The organism is Micromonospora sp. CPCC 205739, from assembly GCF_036906795.1.
GTDB lineage: Bacteria > Actinomycetota > Actinomycetes > Mycobacteriales > Micromonosporaceae > Micromonospora.
Genome location: NZ_JBAKHS010000018.1, coordinates 88,712 through 107,661 on the forward strand (window position 1 = coordinate 88,712; position 18,950 = coordinate 107,661).

Annotated in this window: 23 protein-coding genes; 15 read left to right on the top strand and 8 right to left on the bottom strand. The window is 74.0% G+C overall.

The annotated features are described in order from the left end of the window. Positions 1-71 precede the first annotated feature (71 nt). Together V6U88_RS23150 and V6U88_RS23155 are read left to right on the top strand one after the other, a co-directional pair. Positions 72-557: a GNAT family N-acetyltransferase gene (locus V6U88_RS23150; RefSeq protein WP_334456090.1), complete on the top strand. Its 486-nt coding sequence runs from the start codon at positions 72-74 to the stop codon at positions 555-557. A 48-nt stretch (positions 558-605) separates the two neighbouring features. Next, positions 606-995, top strand: a complete 390-nt coding sequence (locus V6U88_RS23155) for a cupin domain-containing protein (protein WP_334456092.1) — start codon at positions 606-608, stop codon at positions 993-995. 4 nt (positions 996-999) lie between these two features. Here the strand turns inward: V6U88_RS23155 and V6U88_RS23160 are convergent, their stop codons facing one another. Then, positions 1,000-2,229, bottom strand: a complete 1,230-nt coding sequence (locus V6U88_RS23160; RefSeq protein ID WP_334456094.1) for an MFS transporter — start codon at positions 2,227-2,229, stop codon at positions 1,000-1,002. Between the two features lie 69 nt (positions 2,230-2,298). On the opposite strand from V6U88_RS23160, the gene V6U88_RS23165 reads away from it, so the two are divergent. The 6 genes from V6U88_RS23165 to V6U88_RS23190 all read left to right on the top strand — a co-directional run bounded on the left by V6U88_RS23165 (position 2,299) and on the right by V6U88_RS23190 (position 5,486). Then, positions 2,299-2,796, top strand: coding sequence for a MarR family winged helix-turn-helix transcriptional regulator (locus V6U88_RS23165; RefSeq protein WP_334456095.1), 498 nt, complete (start codon positions 2,299-2,301; stop codon positions 2,794-2,796). Positions 2,797-2,850: 54 nt separating this feature from the next. Continuing rightward, positions 2,851-3,372 carry a DUF2087 domain-containing protein gene (locus V6U88_RS23170; RefSeq protein WP_334456096.1) on the top strand — a complete coding sequence of 174 codons (522 nt, stop codon included), beginning with the start codon at positions 2,851-2,853 and terminating at the stop codon, positions 3,370-3,372. 52 nt (positions 3,373-3,424) lie between these two features. Then, the gene (locus V6U88_RS23175) at positions 3,425-3,892 is read left to right on the top strand and encodes a MarR family winged helix-turn-helix transcriptional regulator (RefSeq protein ID WP_334456098.1); all 468 of its coding nucleotides are present in this window, start codon (positions 3,425-3,427) and stop codon (positions 3,890-3,892) included. Positions 3,893-3,967: 75 nt separating this feature from the next. Continuing rightward, positions 3,968-4,381: a DUF6069 family protein gene (locus V6U88_RS23180; RefSeq protein ID WP_334456099.1), complete on the top strand. Its 414-nt coding sequence runs from the start codon at positions 3,968-3,970 to the stop codon at positions 4,379-4,381. 98 nt (positions 4,382-4,479) lie between these two features. Further along, positions 4,480-4,992 (top strand): GNAT family N-acetyltransferase, encoded by a 513-nt coding sequence (locus V6U88_RS23185; RefSeq protein WP_334456100.1) that lies wholly within the window; start codon positions 4,480-4,482, stop codon positions 4,990-4,992. A gap of 71 nt (positions 4,993-5,063) precedes the next feature. Continuing rightward, the gene (locus V6U88_RS23190; protein WP_334456102.1) at positions 5,064-5,486 is read left to right on the top strand and encodes an Hsp20/alpha crystallin family protein; all 423 of its coding nucleotides are present in this window, start codon (positions 5,064-5,066) and stop codon (positions 5,484-5,486) included. On the opposite strand, the gene V6U88_RS23195 is transcribed toward V6U88_RS23190, so the two are convergent. After that, complete coding sequence (locus tag V6U88_RS23195) at positions 5,476-6,489, bottom strand: helix-turn-helix transcriptional regulator (RefSeq protein ID WP_334456104.1); 1,014 nt, start codon at positions 6,487-6,489, stop codon at positions 5,476-5,478. The two genes, V6U88_RS23190 and V6U88_RS23195, sit on opposite strands and share 11 nt — an antisense overlap. An 82-nt stretch (positions 6,490-6,571) precedes the next feature. Between V6U88_RS23195 and V6U88_RS23200 the strand changes: the two genes are divergently transcribed. Beyond that, positions 6,572-7,570, top strand: a complete 999-nt coding sequence (locus V6U88_RS23200; protein ID WP_334456105.1) for a tyrosine-type recombinase/integrase — start codon at positions 6,572-6,574, stop codon at positions 7,568-7,570. Positions 7,571-7,624: 54 nt separating this feature from the next. Further along, on the top strand, positions 7,625-8,470 hold the full coding sequence (locus V6U88_RS23205) for an LLM class flavin-dependent oxidoreductase (protein WP_334456106.1): 846 nt from the start codon (positions 7,625-7,627) through the stop codon (positions 8,468-8,470). Between the two features lie 51 nt (positions 8,471-8,521). Here V6U88_RS23205 and V6U88_RS23210 read toward each other — a convergent pair whose 3' ends face one another. Then, a complete protein-coding gene (locus V6U88_RS23210) occupies positions 8,522-8,896 on the bottom strand; it encodes a VOC family protein (RefSeq protein WP_334456107.1) in 375 nt (124 codons plus the stop codon). Positions 8,897-9,041: 145 nt separating this feature from the next. On the opposite strand from V6U88_RS23210, the gene V6U88_RS23215 reads away from it, so the two are divergent. Then, the gene (locus V6U88_RS23215; protein ID WP_334456109.1) at positions 9,042-9,500 is read left to right on the top strand and encodes an Rv0361 family membrane protein; all 459 of its coding nucleotides are present in this window, start codon (positions 9,042-9,044) and stop codon (positions 9,498-9,500) included. Here the strand turns inward: V6U88_RS23215 and V6U88_RS23220 are convergent. The 3 genes from V6U88_RS23220 to V6U88_RS23230 are packed head-to-tail and all read right to left on the bottom strand — an operon-like array spanning position 9,497 to position 12,430. Beyond that, complete coding sequence (locus V6U88_RS23220; RefSeq protein WP_442934677.1) at positions 9,497-10,213, bottom strand: thymidine kinase; 717 nt, start codon at positions 10,211-10,213, stop codon at positions 9,497-9,499. The genes V6U88_RS23215 and V6U88_RS23220 overlap by 4 nt on opposite strands. A gap of 43 nt (positions 10,214-10,256) precedes the next feature. Beyond that, entirely contained in the window at positions 10,257-11,642 is a 1,386-nt protein-coding gene (locus V6U88_RS23225; RefSeq protein WP_334456111.1) for an MFS transporter, read from the bottom strand. A gap of 20 nt (positions 11,643-11,662) precedes the next feature. After that, positions 11,663-12,430, bottom strand: coding sequence for a glycerophosphodiester phosphodiesterase (locus V6U88_RS23230; RefSeq protein WP_334456113.1), 768 nt, complete (start codon positions 12,428-12,430; stop codon positions 11,663-11,665). A 141-nt stretch (positions 12,431-12,571) separates the two neighbouring features. On the opposite strand from V6U88_RS23230, the gene V6U88_RS23235 reads away from it, so the two are divergent. After that, entirely contained in the window at positions 12,572-13,393 is an 822-nt protein-coding gene (locus tag V6U88_RS23235) for a hypothetical protein (protein ID WP_334456115.1), read from the top strand. A 7-nt stretch (positions 13,394-13,400) separates the two neighbouring features. Here V6U88_RS23235 and V6U88_RS23240 read toward each other — a convergent pair whose 3' ends face one another. Further along, on the bottom strand, positions 13,401-14,243 hold the full coding sequence (locus tag V6U88_RS23240) for an SDR family NAD(P)-dependent oxidoreductase (protein ID WP_334456117.1): 843 nt from the start codon (positions 14,241-14,243) through the stop codon (positions 13,401-13,403). Positions 14,244-14,614: 371 nt separating this feature from the next. On the opposite strand from V6U88_RS23240, the gene V6U88_RS23245 reads away from it, so the two are divergent. Further along, complete coding sequence (locus tag V6U88_RS23245) at positions 14,615-15,451, top strand: nitroreductase/quinone reductase family protein (protein WP_334456118.1); 837 nt, start codon at positions 14,615-14,617, stop codon at positions 15,449-15,451. 19 nt (positions 15,452-15,470) lie between these two features. Here the strand turns inward: V6U88_RS23245 and V6U88_RS23250 are convergent, their stop codons facing one another. Beyond that, positions 15,471-16,247: a lysophospholipid acyltransferase family protein gene (locus V6U88_RS23250; protein WP_334456119.1), complete on the bottom strand. Its 777-nt coding sequence runs from the start codon at positions 16,245-16,247 to the stop codon at positions 15,471-15,473. 177 nt (positions 16,248-16,424) lie between these two features. Here V6U88_RS23250 and V6U88_RS23255 point away from each other — a divergent pair, with 177 nt between their 5' ends. Together V6U88_RS23255 and cydB are read left to right on the top strand one after the other, a co-directional pair. Beyond that, positions 16,425-17,840, top strand: coding sequence for a cytochrome ubiquinol oxidase subunit I (locus tag V6U88_RS23255; protein ID WP_334456171.1), 1,416 nt, complete (start codon positions 16,425-16,427; stop codon positions 17,838-17,840). Positions 17,841-17,853: 13 nt separating this feature from the next. After that, positions 17,854-18,852: a cytochrome d ubiquinol oxidase subunit II gene (cydB, locus tag V6U88_RS23260; RefSeq protein ID WP_334456121.1), complete on the top strand. Its 999-nt coding sequence runs from the start codon at positions 17,854-17,856 to the stop codon at positions 18,850-18,852. Positions 18,853-18,950: the final 98 nt, after the last annotated feature.

Genomic DNA, 18,950 nt, shown 5'->3' on the forward strand with positions numbered 1-18,950 from the left:
GGCGGGCGCGAGCAGGTGGCGGAGAGGGAATCGGGTTGGCGGCGCGGCGGCGCTGCGGTTAGCTTGCCCCGATGCTGATCAGAGAGTTCACCGACGCCGACTGGCCGCAGGTGTGGCCGATCGTGCAGGAGGTCGTCGTCGCGGCGGACACCTTCGTGTACGACCCGGGGCTGAGCGAGGAGTCGGCACGCGCCATGTGGGTGGAGTCGCCGCCTGGGGTGACCGTGGTCGCCCTCGACGGTGACCGGGTTCTCGGCACGGCGAAGATCGGCCCGAACAAGCCCGGGCCGGGCGCGCACGTCTCCACGGCGAGTTTCATGGTGTCCGCCGCCGCGCGGGGTGAGGGCGTCGGCCGGGCGCTGGTCGAGTACGCCCTGGACTGGGCACGCCGGCAGGGGTACGCGGCGATGCAGTTCAACGCGGTGGCCGAGTCCAACAGGTGGGCGGTCGAGCTGTACCGGCGGCTCGGGTTCACGGTGATCGGCACCGTGCCGGAGGCGTTCGCGCTACCGAGTGGGGAGCGGGTCGGCCTGCACATCATGCACCGGTTCCTCTGAGCCCTCCGGGGGACACCCGCGCGGGCGTGGCGGTGCCAGGATGGGCCGATGAGCGATGAGCCGATCGACCTGGCGGTGGCGCTGGCCGGATTCGACCAGTTGTGGAGCCCGCGGATCGTCACCCGGGTCAACGACTACGACGTGCGGATCGCCAAGGTGGCCGGGGAGCACGTCTGGCACGTCCACGAGCAGACCGACGAGTTCTTCTTGGTCCTCGACGGGGAGCTGCGGATCGCGCTGCGCGACGGTGCGGGAGAGCGGACGGTGGTGCTGCCCCGCGGCGCGGTGTACGTGGTGCCGCGCGGGGTGTCGCACCGGCCGTCGTCGGTGGGCGGGGCGTCGATTTTGATGTTCGAGCCGTCCGGCACGTCCAGCGTGGGGGACCGGCACGACGAGGTCCCCGACCACGTGGACGCGACCACCGGCCACCTCCTCTGACCGGTCAGCCCACCGGCGCGCCGGCCCGTTGCGGCGCCGGCGTGGCGGGCCAGGCCAGTCGGCGTACGCCGGGCACGGCGGCGGTGCCGGCGCAGGCGAGCGCGACGAGCACCGCCGCCCCGGCCAGCGGCGCGGGTGTGCCCCAGGCGTCGGCGGCCAACGGGGCGACGGCGTAGCCGATCGGCATCGCCCCCAGCGACATCAGCCAGTCGTACGAGGTGACCCGGGCCAGCACCTCGGGCGGGAACTGCCCCTGCACCACGGTCTCCCAGATCGGGTTGAGGAAGCCCAGCGCGGTCAGCGCGAGGCAGTACGCGGCGATCACCGCCGGGGCGGGCGCGGCGGCGGCCAGCAGCGCCAGCGGGACCGCGTACGTGGCCAGGGCGAGGTTGCCGACCAGGACGGGCCGGCGGGGCCGGAACCGGCTGGCCGCCAGCGATCCGGCCAGCATGCCGACGGCGCCGCCCTGGAGCATGAGCACCCACACGCCCTCCCCGCCGAGGCGGTCCACGGCGACCGCGGGGCCGAGGGTCATCAGTACGGCCGCGGCGCCGTTCCACACGCCGTGCCCGAGCAGGCTGGTCCAGTACCAGTCCCGGCCGCGCACCTCCCGCCAGCCGCGCACCAGGTCGGCGGCGAGGGAGCGGCGCGGCACCGGCACGTGCCGCACCCGGATCGCGGCCAGCAGCAGGGCGCTGACGGCGAAGGAGATGCCGTCGAGGACGAACGCCCAGCCGGGGCCGGTGGCCCAGATCAGCAGGCCGGCCAGGGCGGGTCCGGCGAGCCGGCTGGCGTTGGCGGTGACCCCCAGCAGGGCGTTGGCGCGCTGCCGCCCGTCGGCCTGCACGGTGCCGGCGACCAGCGGCGACGCGGTGGGGATCGCGAAGGCGGAGGCGGCGCCGCCGAGCGCGGAGGCCACCGCCACGTGGGTCATCGAGGGGGCGTCGGCGAGCAGTTCCACCCCGACGGCCAGTTGGGCGACGCAGCGCACCAGGTCGGTGACCACGGCGACCCGTTGCGCGTGGAACCGGTCGGCCACCACGCCGCCCAGGGGCAGCAGGAGCAGCCGGGGGACCATCGCGCAGGCCAGCACCAGGGCCAGCGAGCCGGCGGAGCCGCCCGCTCGCAGCACCGCCAGGGCGAGGGCGACCGGTACGACGGCGTCGCCCAGGGCCGAGACGGTGCGGCCGAGGAAGAGCAGCCGGAAGGGGCGCGTCCGGAGGGGATGAGTCACCTCCGCAATGTATTTCGGCGTCGAACATTTCGTCAACGAATATTTTGCCGTCGACGTACAGTGGCGGTCATGACCGCACGCGACCGCACCGACCGGCACATCGAGCGTTGGCTGCCCGTGCTGCCGGATCTCGACCCCGACGTCGAGGGCGCGGTCAGCCGGATGTCCGGCTTCACCCGGCACCTGCGCGCGGTCAAGGACCGCTGCCTGGCCGAGCTGGGTCTGCCCGCGCACGAGTACGACACGCTGCACGCCCTGGCCGGGCGGCGCGGCCGGGCCACGCCCGGCGAGCTGGCCGACGACATGGCGATGGCGCCGGCTTCGGTGACCGCCCGGGTCGACGCCCTGGTCCGACGCGGCTTCGTGCGGCGGATCCCGTCGACGGTCGACCGCCGGCGGGTCGACGTCGAGCTGACCTACACCGGCCGCGCGGCCTGGCACGCGGCGATCGAGGTGATCGGGCACGAGGAGCACCGGCTGCTCGGCGTGCTCAGCCCGGACGAGCGTCGACTCCTGGCCGATCTGCTGCGCCGGGTCTGCCTGCCCGCCGAGAGCACCGCGAGCTGAGCGGCCCGGAAATCGCCTGGCGCCGGCGGCGACGAGGCTGGCAGGGTGGCCGGCATGACGGCCCAGGTTCTGGCGGGTGCCCTCGCCGACGACGTACGGCGACAGGTCTTCGCGGCGATCGTGCTCGGCGCCGCCGACGCGTCGGCGGTGGCCGACCGTACCGGCCTGCCGGCCCGGCAGGTGGTCACCGCGCTGCGGCGGCTGGTCGAGGCCGGGGTGGTGGCCGGCGCGGACGGTGACCTGCGGGTGGACGCCGACCTGCTCCGGGAGGCCGCCCGCGCGCCGGTCGCGGCGGCTCCCGTCGCCGGGGAACCGGCGGAGCGGGTGCTGCGCACCTTCCTGCGCGACGGGGTGCTGGTGCGGCTGCCGGCCCAGCGCGGCCGGCGGCGGGTGCTGCTGGACCGCATCGTGGGCTCGTTCGAGCCGGGCGTGCGCTACCCGGAACGAGCGGTCGACGAGATCCTGCGGCGCTGGTGCGACGGCGGCGACGCGGACCACGTGACCCTGCGTCGATACCTGGTCGACGAGCAGTTGCTCGCCCGGGAGCAGGGGATCTACTGGCGGACCGGCCCGTGACCGTCCGGGACGGAAACCATCCCGTCCCGGACGGTCTTGTTAGCCTCGGGGCATGACCTCGCGCTCGCCCGGTGGCCCACCTGACCTGATGTTCCTGCTCTCCTGGGCGAGCCACGCGTTGATGGCCGAGCACGCCGCCGGCCTGGCCCGGCTGGGCATCTCCCCGCGGGCGCACTGCGTGCTGCTGAAGGCCCAGCCGGGCGGGCTCACCCAGCGGCAGATCGGCGAGCTGTGCGGGATCGACAAGACCACCATGGTGGTGACCCTGGACCAGTTGGAGGGCGCGGGGCTGGCGCGCCGCCTGCCCTCGCCGAGCGACCGGCGGGCCCGGCTGGTCGAGGTCACCCCGGACGGGGAGAAGGTCCTCGACCAGGCGCAGGAGATCGCCGCCCGGATCCAGCAGGACGTGCTGGCCACCCTGCCCGAGCCCGACCGCGCCGTGTTCCTGCGCGCGATCAGCGCCCTGGTCGGCGGCCGACTCGCCGGCGGTGGGGCCTGCGGAGTCCGCCCCGCCTGCTAGTTCCGAGCAGGATAGTTCCGAACAAGATTATCTGGTACGGTCGCACCTGTCTGGTTCCCTGACCGAGGAGCACGCATGACCGCGACCGCGCATCCCGCCACCACGAACCCCTCCCTGCGCCGCCGCGCCCTGGGCGTGGCCGTCACCGTCCTCACCTGCGTCGTGCTCTGGACCGTGGGCGCGGTCGCCGGAGTCGACTACACCGTGGAGAACCCGGGGCAGCCGGCGTTCGTCGTCGGCCTCGTGCCGGTCGTGATCTTCTCCCTCGGCTCGGCGCTGGTGGGCTGGGCGGGACTGGTCCTGCTGGAGCGCTTCGCCGGCCGGCGGGCCGGCGTCATCTGGATCGCGCTCGCCGCGCTGATCGCCCTGGTCTCCCTCGTCCCCGTGGTCGCCACCGAGGCCACCACCGGCGCCAAGGTGACGCTGGGGGCGATGCACCTGGCGGTCGCCGCGGTGCTGATCGCCTTCCTGCCGAAGCGGGCCCGCTGACGAGCGACGCGTGACGGCGGCGCCCCCGCTTCGGGGGCGCCGCCGCCGCGTCTCGGGCCACGGCGGAATCCCGTTGACCCCGGCGCGAGGATCGACGGGTGCGCACCACGTGGACCCTGATGCCGGCCCGGCCCACCGACCCTGACGCGGCGGAGCTGCTGTGGCGGTACTTCGAGGAGATCGTCCGCCGCTACCACCGCCGGCCCGTCCGGCCCGGCGAGGTCGAGGCGGCGATGGCCGAGTCGGCCAGCGGCGACCTCGTCCCGCCGACCGGGCTGCTGCTGGTGGCGTACCGCGACGGCCGGCCCGCCGGCTGCGCCGGGCTGCGGCTGCGGCCCGACTGGGCGGAGTTGACCCGGGTCTTCGTGCATCCCGATCACCGGGGCCAGGGCGGCGGCGCCGCGCTGCTGGCCGCCGCCGAGCGGCATGCCCGGACGCTCGGGGCCGACCGGATCCGGCTGGACACCCGCGCCGATCTGGTCGAGGCCCGCGCCCTGTACGCCCGGCACGGCTACGTCGAGATCCCCGCCTACAACGACGACGTGTACGCCGAGCACTGGTTCGAGAAGCTCCTCTGCGAGTTGACGCCGCGCGGACGAGGCGCTAAATAGAGAAGAGGAAGTTGAGTCTGACGGGCTCAACTGTAGAGACCTTCGGCCAGGAGAACCGAGGAGGCACGACCATGCTGATGCGTACCGACCCGTTCCGTGAGATCGACCGGCTCGCCGAGCAGTTCTTCGGCACCGCCAGCCGTCCCGCGGTGATGCACATGGACGCCTACCGCGACGGCGACCACTTCTACGCCGCGTTCGACCTGCCCGGCGTCGACCCCGACAGCATCGACTGCACCGTCGAGCGCAACGTGCTGACCGTCCGCGCCGAGCGGCGCCGCCCCACCGGCGAGAACGTCGAACTGGTCGCGGCCGAACGCCCGATGGGCACCTTCACCCGGCAGTTGTTCCTCGGCGACACCCTCGACGCCGACCGCCTCGAGGCCGGGTACGACAACGGGGTGCTGACGCTGCGCATCCCGATCGCGGAGCGCGCCAAGCCCCGCCGGGTCACGGTCAACGCCGGCAACGGGCACAAGCAGCTCACCGTGTGACGGTGGCGCCGCCGGCGGAGGAGTCCACCGGCGGCGGGTAGATGGCGGCCATCGCGTGGGCGCTGGCCGCCATCAGCTGCCGCAGCTCGGCCGGGGCGAGCACCTCCACCTGCGCGCCCAGCTTGAGCAGTTCGGTGTGCCCGTGCCGCACCGACTCGATGGGCACCGTCGTGTGGAGCCAGCCGTGCGCGTCCGCCTCGCCCGCCGCCGCGCGGGCCGCCCGGCTCATCGCGGGCGGGAAGACGTACGCCATGAACTCCAGCGCGGCGGTGGTGACCCGCACCTGGGCCTCGTCGCGGTAGACGCCGCGCTCGTACCGGTCGGCGCACTCCCGCCACGCGGCGGCCAGGTCGAAGTCGGCGGGCCGGTCGAACCGCTCGTCGAGCACGGTCAGCGCCAGGATCGCCCCGACCCGGTAGGTGCGCACCTGCTCCCCGGCGCGGGCCACCAGGTACCAGCGGCCGGCCTTGAGCACCACCCCCAGCGGCGCCAGCACCCGACTCACCTCGCGGGGGCGCTTCCACCGCCGGTAGCGGACCTCGACCAGGCGGTCCGCCCAGATCGCCTCGGCCAGCGCGGCCAGGTGCGGGGTGGGTTCCGGGTCCCGGAACCAGCCGGGCGCGTCGAGGTGGAACCGCTGCCGGATCCGGTCGCCCTCGTCGGCCAGACCCGCGGGCAGGGCCGCCCGCAGCTTCAACTCCGCCGCGGTGAGGACCGCGCCGAGGCCCAGTTCCGCGGCCGGCCCGGGTACCCCGGCCAGGAACAGCGCCGCCGCCTCGTCGGAGGTCATCCCGGTCAGCCGGGTGCGGTAGCCCCCGAGCAGCCGGTAGCCACCGGCCGGGCCCCGGTCGGCGTACACCGGGACGCCGGCGGCGCCGAGCGCCTCGACGTCGCGGTAGACGGTACGGACGGAGACCTCCAGCGCGTCGGCGATCTCCTGGGCGGTCATCCGCCCCCGGGCCTGCAGGAGCAGCAGCAGGGAGACCAGCCGGCTGGCGCGCACCCGACGACGGTAGCGCGGCGCCGACGATCCGCTCGGGCGCGCCTCGTGGTCATTGGCCGCCGGGGCTGAGAGGCTTTTTCACATGCTGCGTTCCGACGTCCCGGTCCTGCCCCGCGCCTCGGCCCGGCCCGCCCTGCCGAGCGGGCCGGTCGACTTCACCGAGGCGTGGCTGCGCAACCGGCGGCTGTCGGAGCACACCCGCGCCGCGTACCGGCGGGACATCGCCGGCTGGCTGGCCTGGTGCGCCGCCCGCGAACTCGACCCGCTGCACGCCAACTTCCTCGACGTCAACGCCTACGGCCGCGATCTGGAGGCCACCCTGGGCGCCCGGACCGGCCGGCCGCTGACCCCGGCGACCGTGGCCCGCAAGCTCTCCGCGCTCTCCAGCTGGTACGAGTTCCTGGTCAAGCTGCGGGCGGTGGACGCCAATCCGGTCTCCGGCGCCGACCGGCCGCGCGTCGACCGGGACCACTCGGCCACGGTCGGGCTCACCCCGGAGGAGGTGGACGCGTTGCTGGCCGCCGCCGACGCCGACAGCGGCCCGACCGCCGCCCGCAACCGCGCCGCCATCGCCCTGCTCGCCGATCTCGGCCTGCGGGTGGGAGAGCTGGTCTCGCTGAACCTCGACGACCTGGGCGCCGAGCGGGGGCACCGCAGCGTGCGGTTCGTCGGCAAGGGCGGCAAGCCGCGCCGCCGGGCGCTGACCCCCGGCACCGCGTACGCCGTGGACGCGTACCTGGCCGCCCGGGCCGCCGCGCAGGGGGTGAGCGTGGAGCAGCTCACCGGCCCGCTGCTGGCCACCGCCACCGGCGGCCGACTGGACCGGCACTCGGTGTTCCGGCTGGTCCGCCGGCTGGCCCAGGTCGCCGGCATCCCGGCGGCGGCCAAGTTGTCCCCGCACTCGCTGCGGCACGCCTTCGCCACCACCGCCCGCGCCGAGGGCGTGCCCTTGGAGGATGTGCAGGACGCGATGGGTCACGCCGACCCCCGCACCACCCGCCGCTACGACCGGGACCGGCACAACCTCGACCGCGACCCGGCGTACGTCATCTGGGCGGCCCGGGCCCGCCGCCGTGGCTGACGCCGCCGGTCCGCGCGCCGGGCGGGTGTCGGCCCCCGCTCGTACGGTGCGGGGATGCGACACGGACTGGAGATCCCCTGTGGTGGCCGGGGCATGAGCGCAACGCTGCTGGTGGAGCTCGGCGAGCTGGCCGAGCGGTCCGGCTGGGACGCGGTGTTCCTGGAGGACTACCTGATCCACCACGACGGCGACGACCCGCCCACCTTCGACCCGTGGCTGCTGCTGACCGCGATCGCCGGGCGCACCGGGCGGATCCGGTTGGGCACGGCAGTCACCGGGCTGCCCCGGCGGCGGCCGGCGAAGCTGGCCCGGGAGGTGCTCACCCTCGACCACCTCTGCGCCGGGCGGGCTCAGGTGGCGGTCGGTGTCGGGGACCCGGCCGACCGGGGGTGGGCCGCGTTCGGCGAGCCCACCGACCTGCGGCTGCGCGCCGCCATGCTCGACGAGGGCCTCGACGTGCTGGTCGGGCTGCTCGGCGGGGAGCGGGTCGAGCACGCGGGCCCGCACTACCGGGCCGACGGGGTGGCGCTGCGGCCGGCGCCGGTGCAGTCGCCCCGGGTGCCCGTGTGGGTGGGCGGCAGCACCCAGGCCAGGGCGGTGCTGCGCCGGGCGGCCCGGGCGGACGGGATCGTGCCGTACAAGCTCACCGACACCGACGGCTGGTCCGACTTCACCCCGGACGAGGTGGCTGAGCTGGTGGCCGCGCTGCCGGCGACGCGGGCCGGCGGCGCGCCGTTCGACGTGGCGATCGGTGGCCGTCGCCGCCGGGAGGACGAACGGGCCGAGCGCGCCTACCTGTCCGAGCTGGCGGGCGCCGGCGCCACCTGGTGGCTGGAGTACGTCCCGGCCGGCGACCCCGCCCGGATGCGGGCGGCGGTCGCCCGTGGCCCGCTGCGCTGACCACGAGACGGCCGCCTCGGCCGGGCCCCCCGACCCGGCCGAGGCGGTGCGTCAGCCCTGCGGGCGGGGGCAGATGCAGAACGGCTGACCCACCGGGTCGAGCAGCACCACCCAGCGCCCGTCGCCGGGCTGGAACTCCGGCTTCGTCGCGCCCGCCGCGACGAACTCCTTCTCCGCGACGGTGAGGTCGTCGACGTAGAGGTCGAGGTGGTAGCGCTTGGCGGAGGTCTCGTCGGGCCAGCGCGGCGGAACGAAGCCGGCCACCCGGCCGAACCCGACCGAGACGCCGTCGGGGCTGCTGATCATGGCGTACTCGGGTTCGCTGTGGGTGATCTTCCAGCCGAGGACGCGGTGGTAGAACTGCGCGTGCGCGGCCGGGTCGGAGCTGTCCAGGTTGACCATGGCGAGGTCGGCGGTGACTGTCATGACCGGCAGCCTGCCGCAGGTACCTGACACCTCCTGGCAGGTTCAGCCAGCGGATCAGGTCGGGCGGCAACGCTCAGCAGAGCAGATCCAGGCGGTGGGGCGATGTTCCTGCGCGGATCGGACCGTGCGCATACGGTCGCAGGTGATGGGCGGTCAGCAGGCGTGGACCCGACCGGCCCGGCCCCGCCGGCCGGTGCGCACCGGTCTGCTCCTCGGTGGCCTGACGATGCTGCTGTGCCTGGTCGGCGTGGCCGGGTTGGGCGCCTGGAACCTGCAGGTGGTCACCCAGGCCGGCGGGCCGGTGCGGGAGACCGCCGACGGGTTCTTCCAGGAGGTGTCCGCCGGCGAGGTCGAGCGGGCCTACGACCGGCTCTGCGCGCAGTCCCGCAGCCGGTGGAGCGAGGTCGGCTTCGCCGGCTGGGTGAAGACCCCGCCGGTGGTCACCGGCTACGAGATCCTGGACGTGTCGGTGCGCACCAAGGCCGGCCGCCCGATCGGGGAGGTGACGGTCCGCGTCACCCGCGAGGGCGGGGCCGCCGAGGAACGCCGGCTGCCGGTGGTGAAGGAGGACGGCGAGTGGCGGGTCTGCGGGGACCCGTTCTAGGAGCGCGGGCCCAGGTCGCCCGAGCGGTAGTGCCGCCGGCAGAGCACCTGGTAGCGCACCTCGGCAGTGTCCGCCGTGTCACCGATGACGACCTGCGCGCCCTCGCGGACCACCCGCCCGTCGACCACCCGGGCGTTGAGCAGCCCCTCCCGGCCGCACCAGCAGAGCACCTCGATCTGGATCCGGGCCACCTCGTCGGCCAGCTCGAACAGCCGCTGCGCGGCGGGGAAGAGGCAGGACCGGAAGTCGGTGGCCAGGCCGAAGGCGTACACGTCGACGTCGTAGCCGTCGACCAGTTCTGCCATCTGCTCCACGTGCTCGACGTTGTAGAAGGACGCCTCGTCGCAGATCAGGTAGTCGACGCGTACCCCCTCGGCCCAGGTGTCACGGACCAGCGTCCGCAGGTCGAGCGAGTCGGTGACCTCGACGGCGGAGTGGGCCAGGCCGATGCGGCTGGTGACCTGCGGGCCCAGCGACCGGTCGATGCGGGTGGTGACCAGGCCGCGGCGGCCCTGCCGGGCGTGGTTGTAGTTCATCTGCAACGCCATGGTGGACTTGCCGGAGTCCATCGGCCCCCAGAAGAACTTCAGCGCGGCGGCGTGCAGCGGCCGCCCGTCGACACCGCGGGCGGCGGCACAGCCGATGCCGTTCTCGTCCGGGCCCGGCAGGGGTCGGGCCAGGCAGGTGGGGGCGGCAGCGGCGTCGTCGGTCACGTCGGGGCAGCCTAGTCCATCGAGGCGCCCCGATCGGGTGGGCTCAGAGCACCCGGGGCGGGGTGTTGCCGGCCGCGACGATGGCCCGGCGGATCGGCACGGCCGCCAGCAGCGCGAAGCCCAGCACGAAGAAGATCAGCAGTGAGACCAGGCCCACCCGGTAGGAGGCGGTGAGCTGGAACACCAGGCCGAAGGCGAGCGGCCCGAGCCAGCTGGTGCCCTTGTCGCTGATCTCGTAGAAGCCGTAGTACTCGCCCTCCTTGCCGGCGGGGATGAGCTGGCTGAACAGCGACCGGCTCAGCGCCTGGCTGCCGCCGAGGACCAGGCCGATCGCCGCGCCGAGGGCCATGAACGGCAGCGGCGCCTCGGCGGGCAGCCGGAACGCCGCGATGATCACACCGGTCCAGAGCACCAGCGACAGCAGCACCGTCTTCCACGCGCCGATGCGCCGGGCCAGCGCGCCGAGGGCGAGCGCCCCGCCGAAGGCGAGGAACTGCACCAGCAGGATCGTCACGATCAGGGTGCTCTGCCCGAGCTTCAGCTCCTCGGTGCCGTACTGGCTGGCCAGGGTGATCACGGTCTGGATGCCGTCGTTGTAGACCAGGAAGGCGAGCAGGAAGAACAGCGTCAGCGGGTACGCCTTGATCTCGCGCAGGGTGCGGCCGAGCTGCCGGAAGCCGTCGGTGAGCACGTTGCCGCCGCCGGCCAGCGCCGCGGCGGTGGGGCGTTCGCGCAGCCAGCGCAGCGGCACCAGGGTGAACACCGCCCACCACACGCCGGCGGACACGATGGACCAGCGGGCCAGGTCCAGGGTGCGCTGCGGGTTGCCCTCCTCGCTGAGCAGGGTGACCGCGACCAGGTTCAGCGCGAGCAGCAGTCCGCCGCCGAGGTAGCCGATGGCCCAGCCGCGGCTGGAGATGCCGTCGCGTTCGTCGGGGCCGCCGAGCTGCGGCAGGAACGAGTTGTAGACCACCACCGCCGCGCCGAAGGCGATGTTGGCGATCAGGAACAGCGCCCCGCCGAGCAGGTACCGCTCGCCGGTGACGAAGGCCATCGCGATGGTCGCGCCCGCACCGGTGAACGCCGCGCCGGCCAGCAGCCGCTTCTTGTGCACCGACCGGTCGGCGATCGCCCCGACCACCGGCAGCACGAAGACGGTGAGGAACACCGACAGCGAGATCAGGTACGGGTAGTAGGAGCCGGCCGCGACCCGGATGCCCAGCGGGTGCACGTAGCCGTCGCAGCTGTCCGCGCCGAGTTCGCAGCCGGCCGCCAGCTCGGTGACGGTGGTGAGGAACGGGCCGAGGAAGACCGTGATGACGGTGGTCTGGAAGGCCGAGTTGGCCCAGTCGTAGAGGTACCAGCCACGGCGCTCCCGACGGGTGCTCGCCGGCGGCTCCAGCACCGCGGGGGTGACGGTCTCGGCCATCGGGTTCCTTTGCCGGTAACTCAGGCGGCCCAGTGGCCGCGGCTGCGGTAGACGTCGCGCAGCACGCCGACGTGATCGGTCATGATGCCATCCACACCACGATCAAGTAAGTCGTGCATCTCGGCAGGTTCGTCGATCGTCCAGACGTGCACCTGCAGGCCCAACCGGTGGCAGTAGGCGAGGAACCGGCGGTCCACCACCGGCACCCGGCCGTAGCGTGGCGGCACCTGCGCGGCGACCACCGAGGGCGGCAGCCGCAGCCGCCAGCCGTGCAGCGACGCCAGCCGCAGCCGGGCGACCCCGCGCATGCCGAGGCCGGTCGCGACCCGCCCCTCGGTCAGGGCCCGCAGCCGGATCAGCCGGGCGTCGCTGAACGACGCCAGCAGCACCCGCTCGGCCGCGCCCGCCCGCGTCACCGTCTCGACCGTCGGCTCGACGCCGCCGTCGGCCTTCACGTCGATGTTGAACCGCACCTGCGGCCACGCGGCCAGCACCTCGTCGAGCCGGGGTACGACCGCGGCGCCGCCGACGCGTACCGAGGCGAGGTCGGCCCAGCGCAGGTCGGCGATGCGCCCCCGCTCGCCGGTGACCCGCTCCAGGCCGGCGTCGTGGAAGACCACCGCCACCCCGTCGGCGGTGCCGTGCACGTCGGTCTCGACGTACCGGTAGCCCAGGCCGATCGCCCGGGTGAACGCCTCGACGGTGTTCTCGTCGCCCTCGGCGGCGCCGCCACGGTGGGCGAAGGCCAGCGGCGCGGGCGCGTCGAGGTAGCCGGGTCGGGTCAGCACGCAGCGCAGTATGCCCCGCGCCGGTGGCCCGCGGATGACCGGCCGGCGAGCACCCGACGTCGCCGCCGCCGGTGCGGAGTACGGTGCCCACCGGAGTCGCGGCGCGTCCGCCGCGACCGGCGTGAGGCGGGGGAGACGCGCGTGCGGCCGAGCATCCTGTTCGTCACCGACCTGGCGTACCCGGCGCAGGGCCGCCGCTACGGCGACGAGGACGTCTTCCTGACCTCCCGGCTGCGCGAGGACTTCGACCTGGCGCTGTGCCATCCGCGCGACGCGGCCGCCCTGATGGACCGCTTCGACGCGGTCGTGGTCCGCAACAGCGGCCCGGTGCTGGCCTACCGGGAGGCGTACGAGGCGTTCCGCGCTGCCGCGCTGGCCGGTGGCGTGCGGGTGTACAACCCGCTGACCGGCCGGGGCGACATGGCGGGCAAGGGCTACCTGGTGGAGTTGACCGCGGCCGGCGAGCCGGTCATCCCGACCGTCGACCGCCTCGCCGACCTGGACCGGTTGCCGGCGACCGACGAGTACGTGGTCAAGCCGATCGCCGGCGCGGACTCCGTCGGCCTGCGCTTCGTCCCCCGCGACCGCCTCGCCGGGGCGGTGGACGGGCAGTCGCTGATCCAGCCGCGCGTGCGGTTCCGGTACGAGGTGTCGTTCTACTTCGTCGACGACGCCTTCCAGTACGCCCTGTACGCCCCGGACCCGCAGCGGCGGTGGGCGCTCGCCCCGTACGCGCCGACCGGAGCCGACCTGGACTTCGCCCGCCGCTTCGTGCGCTGGAACAGCCTCGCGCACGGCGTGCAGCGGGTCGACGCCTGCCGCACCGCCGACGGCGCGCTGCTGCTGGTGGAGCTGGAGGACCTCAACCCGTACCTGTCGCTGGATCTGCTCGACGCGCCGGTGCGCGCGCAGTTCGTGGCGGCGCTGACCGCCTCCCTGCGCCGCTTCCTCGCCGCCGGGTAGCGGCGGGTCAGCGCAGCCAGCCGCCGGTCAGGTCGGTGACCGCCGTCCCGGCGAGGTCGGCCAGCTTCACCCGGACGAACTCCCGCGCCGTCGTCGAGGTCTGCGTGCGCGGCGGCGGGGTCGGGCCGGTGACGACCGCGACGACGACGGTGGCGGCGTCCGCCGAGGACTGCGCCGCCGCGAATATCTCCGCGCTGCGGTCGAGGTACGCGCGCAGCGCCGGGGCGTACACCCCGGCCTGCTCGAGTGCGCGGTCGCGGTCGATGCCGACGTTGGCGATGAACTCGCTGGCCACCGGGCCCGGCTCGACCACGGCGACGGTCACCCCGACGCCCGCCGCGACCGGCGCGAGGGACTCCATGAACCCCTCGACGGCGAACTTCGCCGCGCAGTACGCCTCGTTGAACGGCTGCCCGATGACCCCGCTGACGCTGGTGACGCTGACCAGCCGGCCCCGGCTGGCCCGCAGGTGCGGCAGCGCGGCCCGGCTGACGTGCAGCACCCCGAAGAAGTTGACCTCCATGACGGCGCGCACGTCGTCGACGGTCTCCTGTTCCAGGGTGCCGACGTGCCCGGCGCCGGCGTTGTTGACCACCGCGTCGAGCCGCCCGTACGCGGCCACGGTCTCGGCCACGGCCGCGGCGGCCGAGTCGGCGTCGGTGACGTCGAGGCGGCGTACGTCGATCAGGTCGGCGACCCCGGCGGCGTCGGCGGCGGCACGCAGCCGGTCGGCGCGCCCGAGGTCGCGCATGGTGGCCACGGTGCGCCAGCCGGCGCGCGCGCAGCCCAGCGCGATCTCCAGGCCGATGCCGGTGGAGGTGCCGGTCACCAGTACCGTCTGCTCGCTCATGTCTGCCTGCCTTTCCTGGTGGAACGCCTGCGGGCAGGGTCTCACCGTTCCGGGCCGCGCGAGGGCAACTCCGGGTTGCCCGACGTGGGGAGCGGACACTAGGTTCGATGTCGTGACTGCCGGGTCGGCCATGGGCCACGAGCGGACAGGGCACCCGGCCGGCGCGTGAGCCCCGGGTGGGCCCGAGGCCCGCCACGCGTGTGCTCCGCCCGTCGCCCCCGCCGCGACGCCTCCGCGATCCTCACGCACCACGGCTCGCCCGTCGGTGCCGCCTGCCGCGCGTGCCGTCCGTCGACGTCCGCGTTCCCCGCCTTTTCGCACCCACCGCGCCGCCACGCGGCGCGCCCACCCGCCCGGAGTACCCACACCACATGCCGAACGACCTCAACACCCAGGTCATCGAGGAGTTCCGCGCCAACGCCGGCCGTGTCGGCGGCTGGTTCGAGGATGCCCGACTGCTGTTGCTCACCACCACCGGGGCACGGACCGGCGCCCCGCACACCACCCCGCTGGGCTACCTGCCCGACGGCGAACGGGTCCTGCTGATCGCCTCCGCCGGGGGCGCGCCGCGGCACCCGCAGTGGTTCCGCAACCTGGTGGCCGACCCGCTGGTCACCGTGGAGGACGGAGTCTTCACCTGCCGGGCCCGCGCCGAGGTGCTCACCGACGCCGACCGGGACCTCGCCTTCGCCCGGGCCGCCGAGGCCGACCCCGGGTGGGCCGACTACCAGGACCGGGCGGGCCGCCGGCTGCCGGTGGTGGCGCTGGAGGCGCTGCCGGGTCCGCCGAGCCCGCCGCCCGGCCCGCCTGGCGCGGCGCTGATCGCCGTCCACGACGCGTTCCGCCGCGAGCTCGCCCTGATCCGGCAGGAGGTGGCGGCGGCGGGGCCGACGATCGGCGCGCAACTGCGGGTGAACTGCCTGACCCTCTGCGAGGGGCTGCACGGGCACCACCAGCGCGAGGACGGGGGCATCTTCGCCTGGCTGGCCCACGAGCGGCCGGACCTCGCCCCCGTGCTCGACCGGCTCGCCGCCGAGCACCGGGCGATGGCGGCGCTGCTGGACGAACTGCGCGCCGTGCTGGCCACTCCCGCCGTCGACCGGGACGCGCTGGGCCGCGAGGTGGACCGCCTGACCGGCCAGGTGCAGGCGCACCTGGCGTACGAGGAGGAGCAGCTGGTGCCGCTCCTGGACGCCGCCGGCGGGTGACGTCGCCGCCCGGCGGGGGTCAGGCCGCCGGGCGGCGGCGGTGGGCGCGGCTGGTGTCGACGGGGCGGCCCGGGTCGACGTGCCGGGGCCGGTCCGGCTCGTCGGGGCGCAGCGGCACCAGCGCGTCGGTGATCGCGTCGATGATCCGGTCGGTGCCCCGGCGGGCGGCGCCGGGCGCGCCGTGGGCCAGGTCGTGCACGTCGAGCGGTTCGCCGAAGCGGACCCGGATCACCGGGCGGCGTAGCAGCGACCGGGCGACGCCGCGCAGCACGCCCTTGGGCGCCTGGTAGGGCAGCACCTCGTGCGAGCCCCACTGGGCGACCGGGACGATCGGGGCGCCGCAGGCCAGGGCGAGCCGGGCGGCGCCGGTCTTGCCGCGTTCGGGCCACAGGCCCGGGTCCAGGCCGATGCGGCCCTCGGGATAGACCAGCACCACCGAGCCGCGGGCGACCGCGGCGGCGGCGTCGTCGAAAGCCCGGTGCACGGCGGCGGTGCCCCGGTCGACGCGCAGGTGCCCGGCGTGGCGCATCAGCGACCCGACGACCGGGGCGCGGAAGAGCCCGCCGGTGGCCATGATCCGGGGGGCGATGCCGCGGGTCTGACAGGCCGCGGCGAGGACGGCCGGGTCGAACGGGCTGATGTGGTTGGCGGCCAGGATCAGCGGGCCGCGGCGCAGGTGCTCGGGCACGTCGCCGCTGACCTCCAGCCGGGCCAGCAGGGCGAGGAGGAGGCGGGCGAAGACCTGCACGGCGCGCCAGAACAGCGGCGGCCGCCAGGGGGCGGTCGGGGTGTCCATCAGTGCTGGATGGTCGCACGTCGCCGGGTGAGGGCGGGCACCGATCCCGGGCCGGGTGGCAGAGGTGATCAGGGTCATTGGTCCCGGGTCGGCTCGGGCCCCCCGGCCCTGCCCGAATCTCTACGACGCGCAGTAGTATTTACTACGTCTCGTAGTATGAACAGCTGGGGGTTTCTGGTGGACGCGTTGGACGTCGCCCGCTGGCAGTTCGGTGTCACCACCGTCTACCACTTCCTATTCGTGCCGCTGACCATCGGCCTGTCCGTGCTGGTGGCCATCCTGCAGACGCTGTGGCACCGCACCGGCAACGAGCGCTACCTCAAGCTCACCAAGTTCTACGGCAAGCTCTTCCTGATCAACTTCGCGATGGGCGTGGTCACCGGCATCGTGCAGGAGTTCCAGTTCGGCATGAACTGGAGCGACTACTCCCGCTTCGTCGGGGACATCTTCGGCGCCCCCCTCGCCATCGAGGCCCTGGTCGCGTTCTTCCTGGAGTCGACCTTCATCGGCCTGTGGATCTTCGGCTGGGACCGGCTGCCCAAGCGGGCGCACCTGGCCAGCATCTGGGCCGCCGCGATCGGCACCAACCTCAGCGCGTACTTCATCCTCGCCGCGAACTCGTTCATGCAGAACCCGGTCGGCTACCGGATCAACCCGGAGACCGGCCGCGCCGAACTCACCGACTTCCTCGCCGTGCTCACCAACAAGGTCGCGCTGATCACCTTCCCGCACACCCTGGCCGGCTCGTTCCTGGTCGCCGGCTCGCTGGTGGTCACCGTCGGGCTCTGGCACATGATGCGCAACCGCGGCAGCGCCGACGCCGGGGCGTACCGGTTCGCCACGAAGTTCGGCTCCTGGGTGGTGCTGGTCTCCGCCACCCTGGTGATGATCACCGGCGACATCCAGGGCAAGATCATGACGCAGGTGCAGCCGATGAAGATGGCCGCCGCCGAGGGCCTCTACACCACCGAGAGCCCCGCCTCGTTCTCCGTGCTCACCGTCGGCAGCCTCGACGGCACCCGCGAGGTGTTCGCCATCAAGATCCCGTACCTGCTGTCCTACCTCGGCACCGGCGACCCCAACGGCACCGTGCAGGGCATCAACGACCTGCAGGCCCAGTACGCCAGCCAGTACGGCGCCGGCAGCTACACCCCGATCATCCCGGTCACCTACTGGAGCTTCCGCTTCATGATCACCTTCGGGATGGCGGCCGCCGCGATCGCCCTGCTGGTGCTCTGGTCGCAGCGCAAGGGCCGCACCCCCACCAGCCGGTGGCTGCTGCGCGCCGGCCTGGTCATGCCGGTGCTGCCCCTGCTCGCCAACTCCTTCGGCTGGATCTTCACCGAGATGGGCCGCCAGCCCTGGATCGTCTTCGGCGAGATGCTCACCCGCGACGGCGTGTCCCGCAGCGTCTCGCTGACCGAGGTGCTCACCTCGTTCACCGCCTTCACGCTGATCTACGCCACCCTCGCGGTCATCGAGTTCAAGCTGCTGGTCCGCTACGCCCGCGCCGGCGTACCCGACCTCACCCCCGATCCCGCGATCGACGACAGCCACGACGACGCCGAGCGCCCGCTCGCCTTCGCCTACTGATCCGGAGCCCACCGTGGAACTGACGACCGTCTGGTTTCTCCTCGTCGCCGTGCTCTTCACCGGCTACTTCATCCTCGAAGGCTTCGACTTCGGCGTCGGCATGCTGCTGCCCGTGCTCGGCCGCGACGACCGGGAACGCCGCGTCCTGATCAACACCATCGGCCCGGTCTGGGACGGCAACGAGGTCTGGCTGATCACCGCCGGTGGCGCCATGTTCGCCGCCTTCCCCGAGTGGTACGCCACCCTCTTCTCCGGCTTCTACCTGCCGCTGCTGCTGATCCTGCTCGCCCTGATCGCCCGCGGCGTGGCCTTCGAGTACCGGCACAAGCGCCCCGAGGCGTCCTGGAAGCGCCGCTGGGACACCGCCATCTTCGTCGGCTCCGTCGTACCGGCGGTGCTGTGGGGCGTCGCCTTCGCCAACATCCTGCGCGGTGTGCCGCTGGACGCCGAGCACGAGTACGTCGGCGGGCTGGTCGACCTGCTGCACCCGTACGCGCTGCTCGGCGGGGTGACCACCGTGGCGCTGTTCCTCACCCACGGCGCGGTCTTCATCGCCCTGAAGACCACCGGCGAGGTCCGGCAGCGCGCCGGCGCGCTCGCCGTGCGCCTGGGCGTGGGCGCCGCGGTGGCCGCGGTGGCGTTCCTGACCTGGACGCTGAGCATCCGCTCCAGCGCGGCCGCCGTCGTGCTCGCCGTCGGCGCGGCGCTCGCGCTGCTCGGTGGTTTGGCCGCCGCCCGGGTACGCCGGGAGGGCTGGGCGTTCACCGGCACCGCCGTGGCGATCGGCCTGGCCGTGGCGACCCTGTTCGCGGCGCTGTTCCCGAACGTGCTGCCCTCCACCCTGGACGCCGCCGGCACGCTCACCGCCACCAACGCCGCCTCCACCCCCTACACCCTCAAGATCATGACCTGGGTGGCGGTGATCTTCACCCCGATCGTGCTGGCCTACCAGGGTTGGACGTACTGGGTGTTCCGCAAGCGGATCGGGGTAGTGAACATCCCGCAGCACTGACCTGCGGGGGCGCGGGACGCGGGGCCGGGGCGAGGGGGTCGCACCGGCCCCGCGCGCTGCTCCCACCGAAAATCGCTGCACCGGCAAGATCCGGCGCC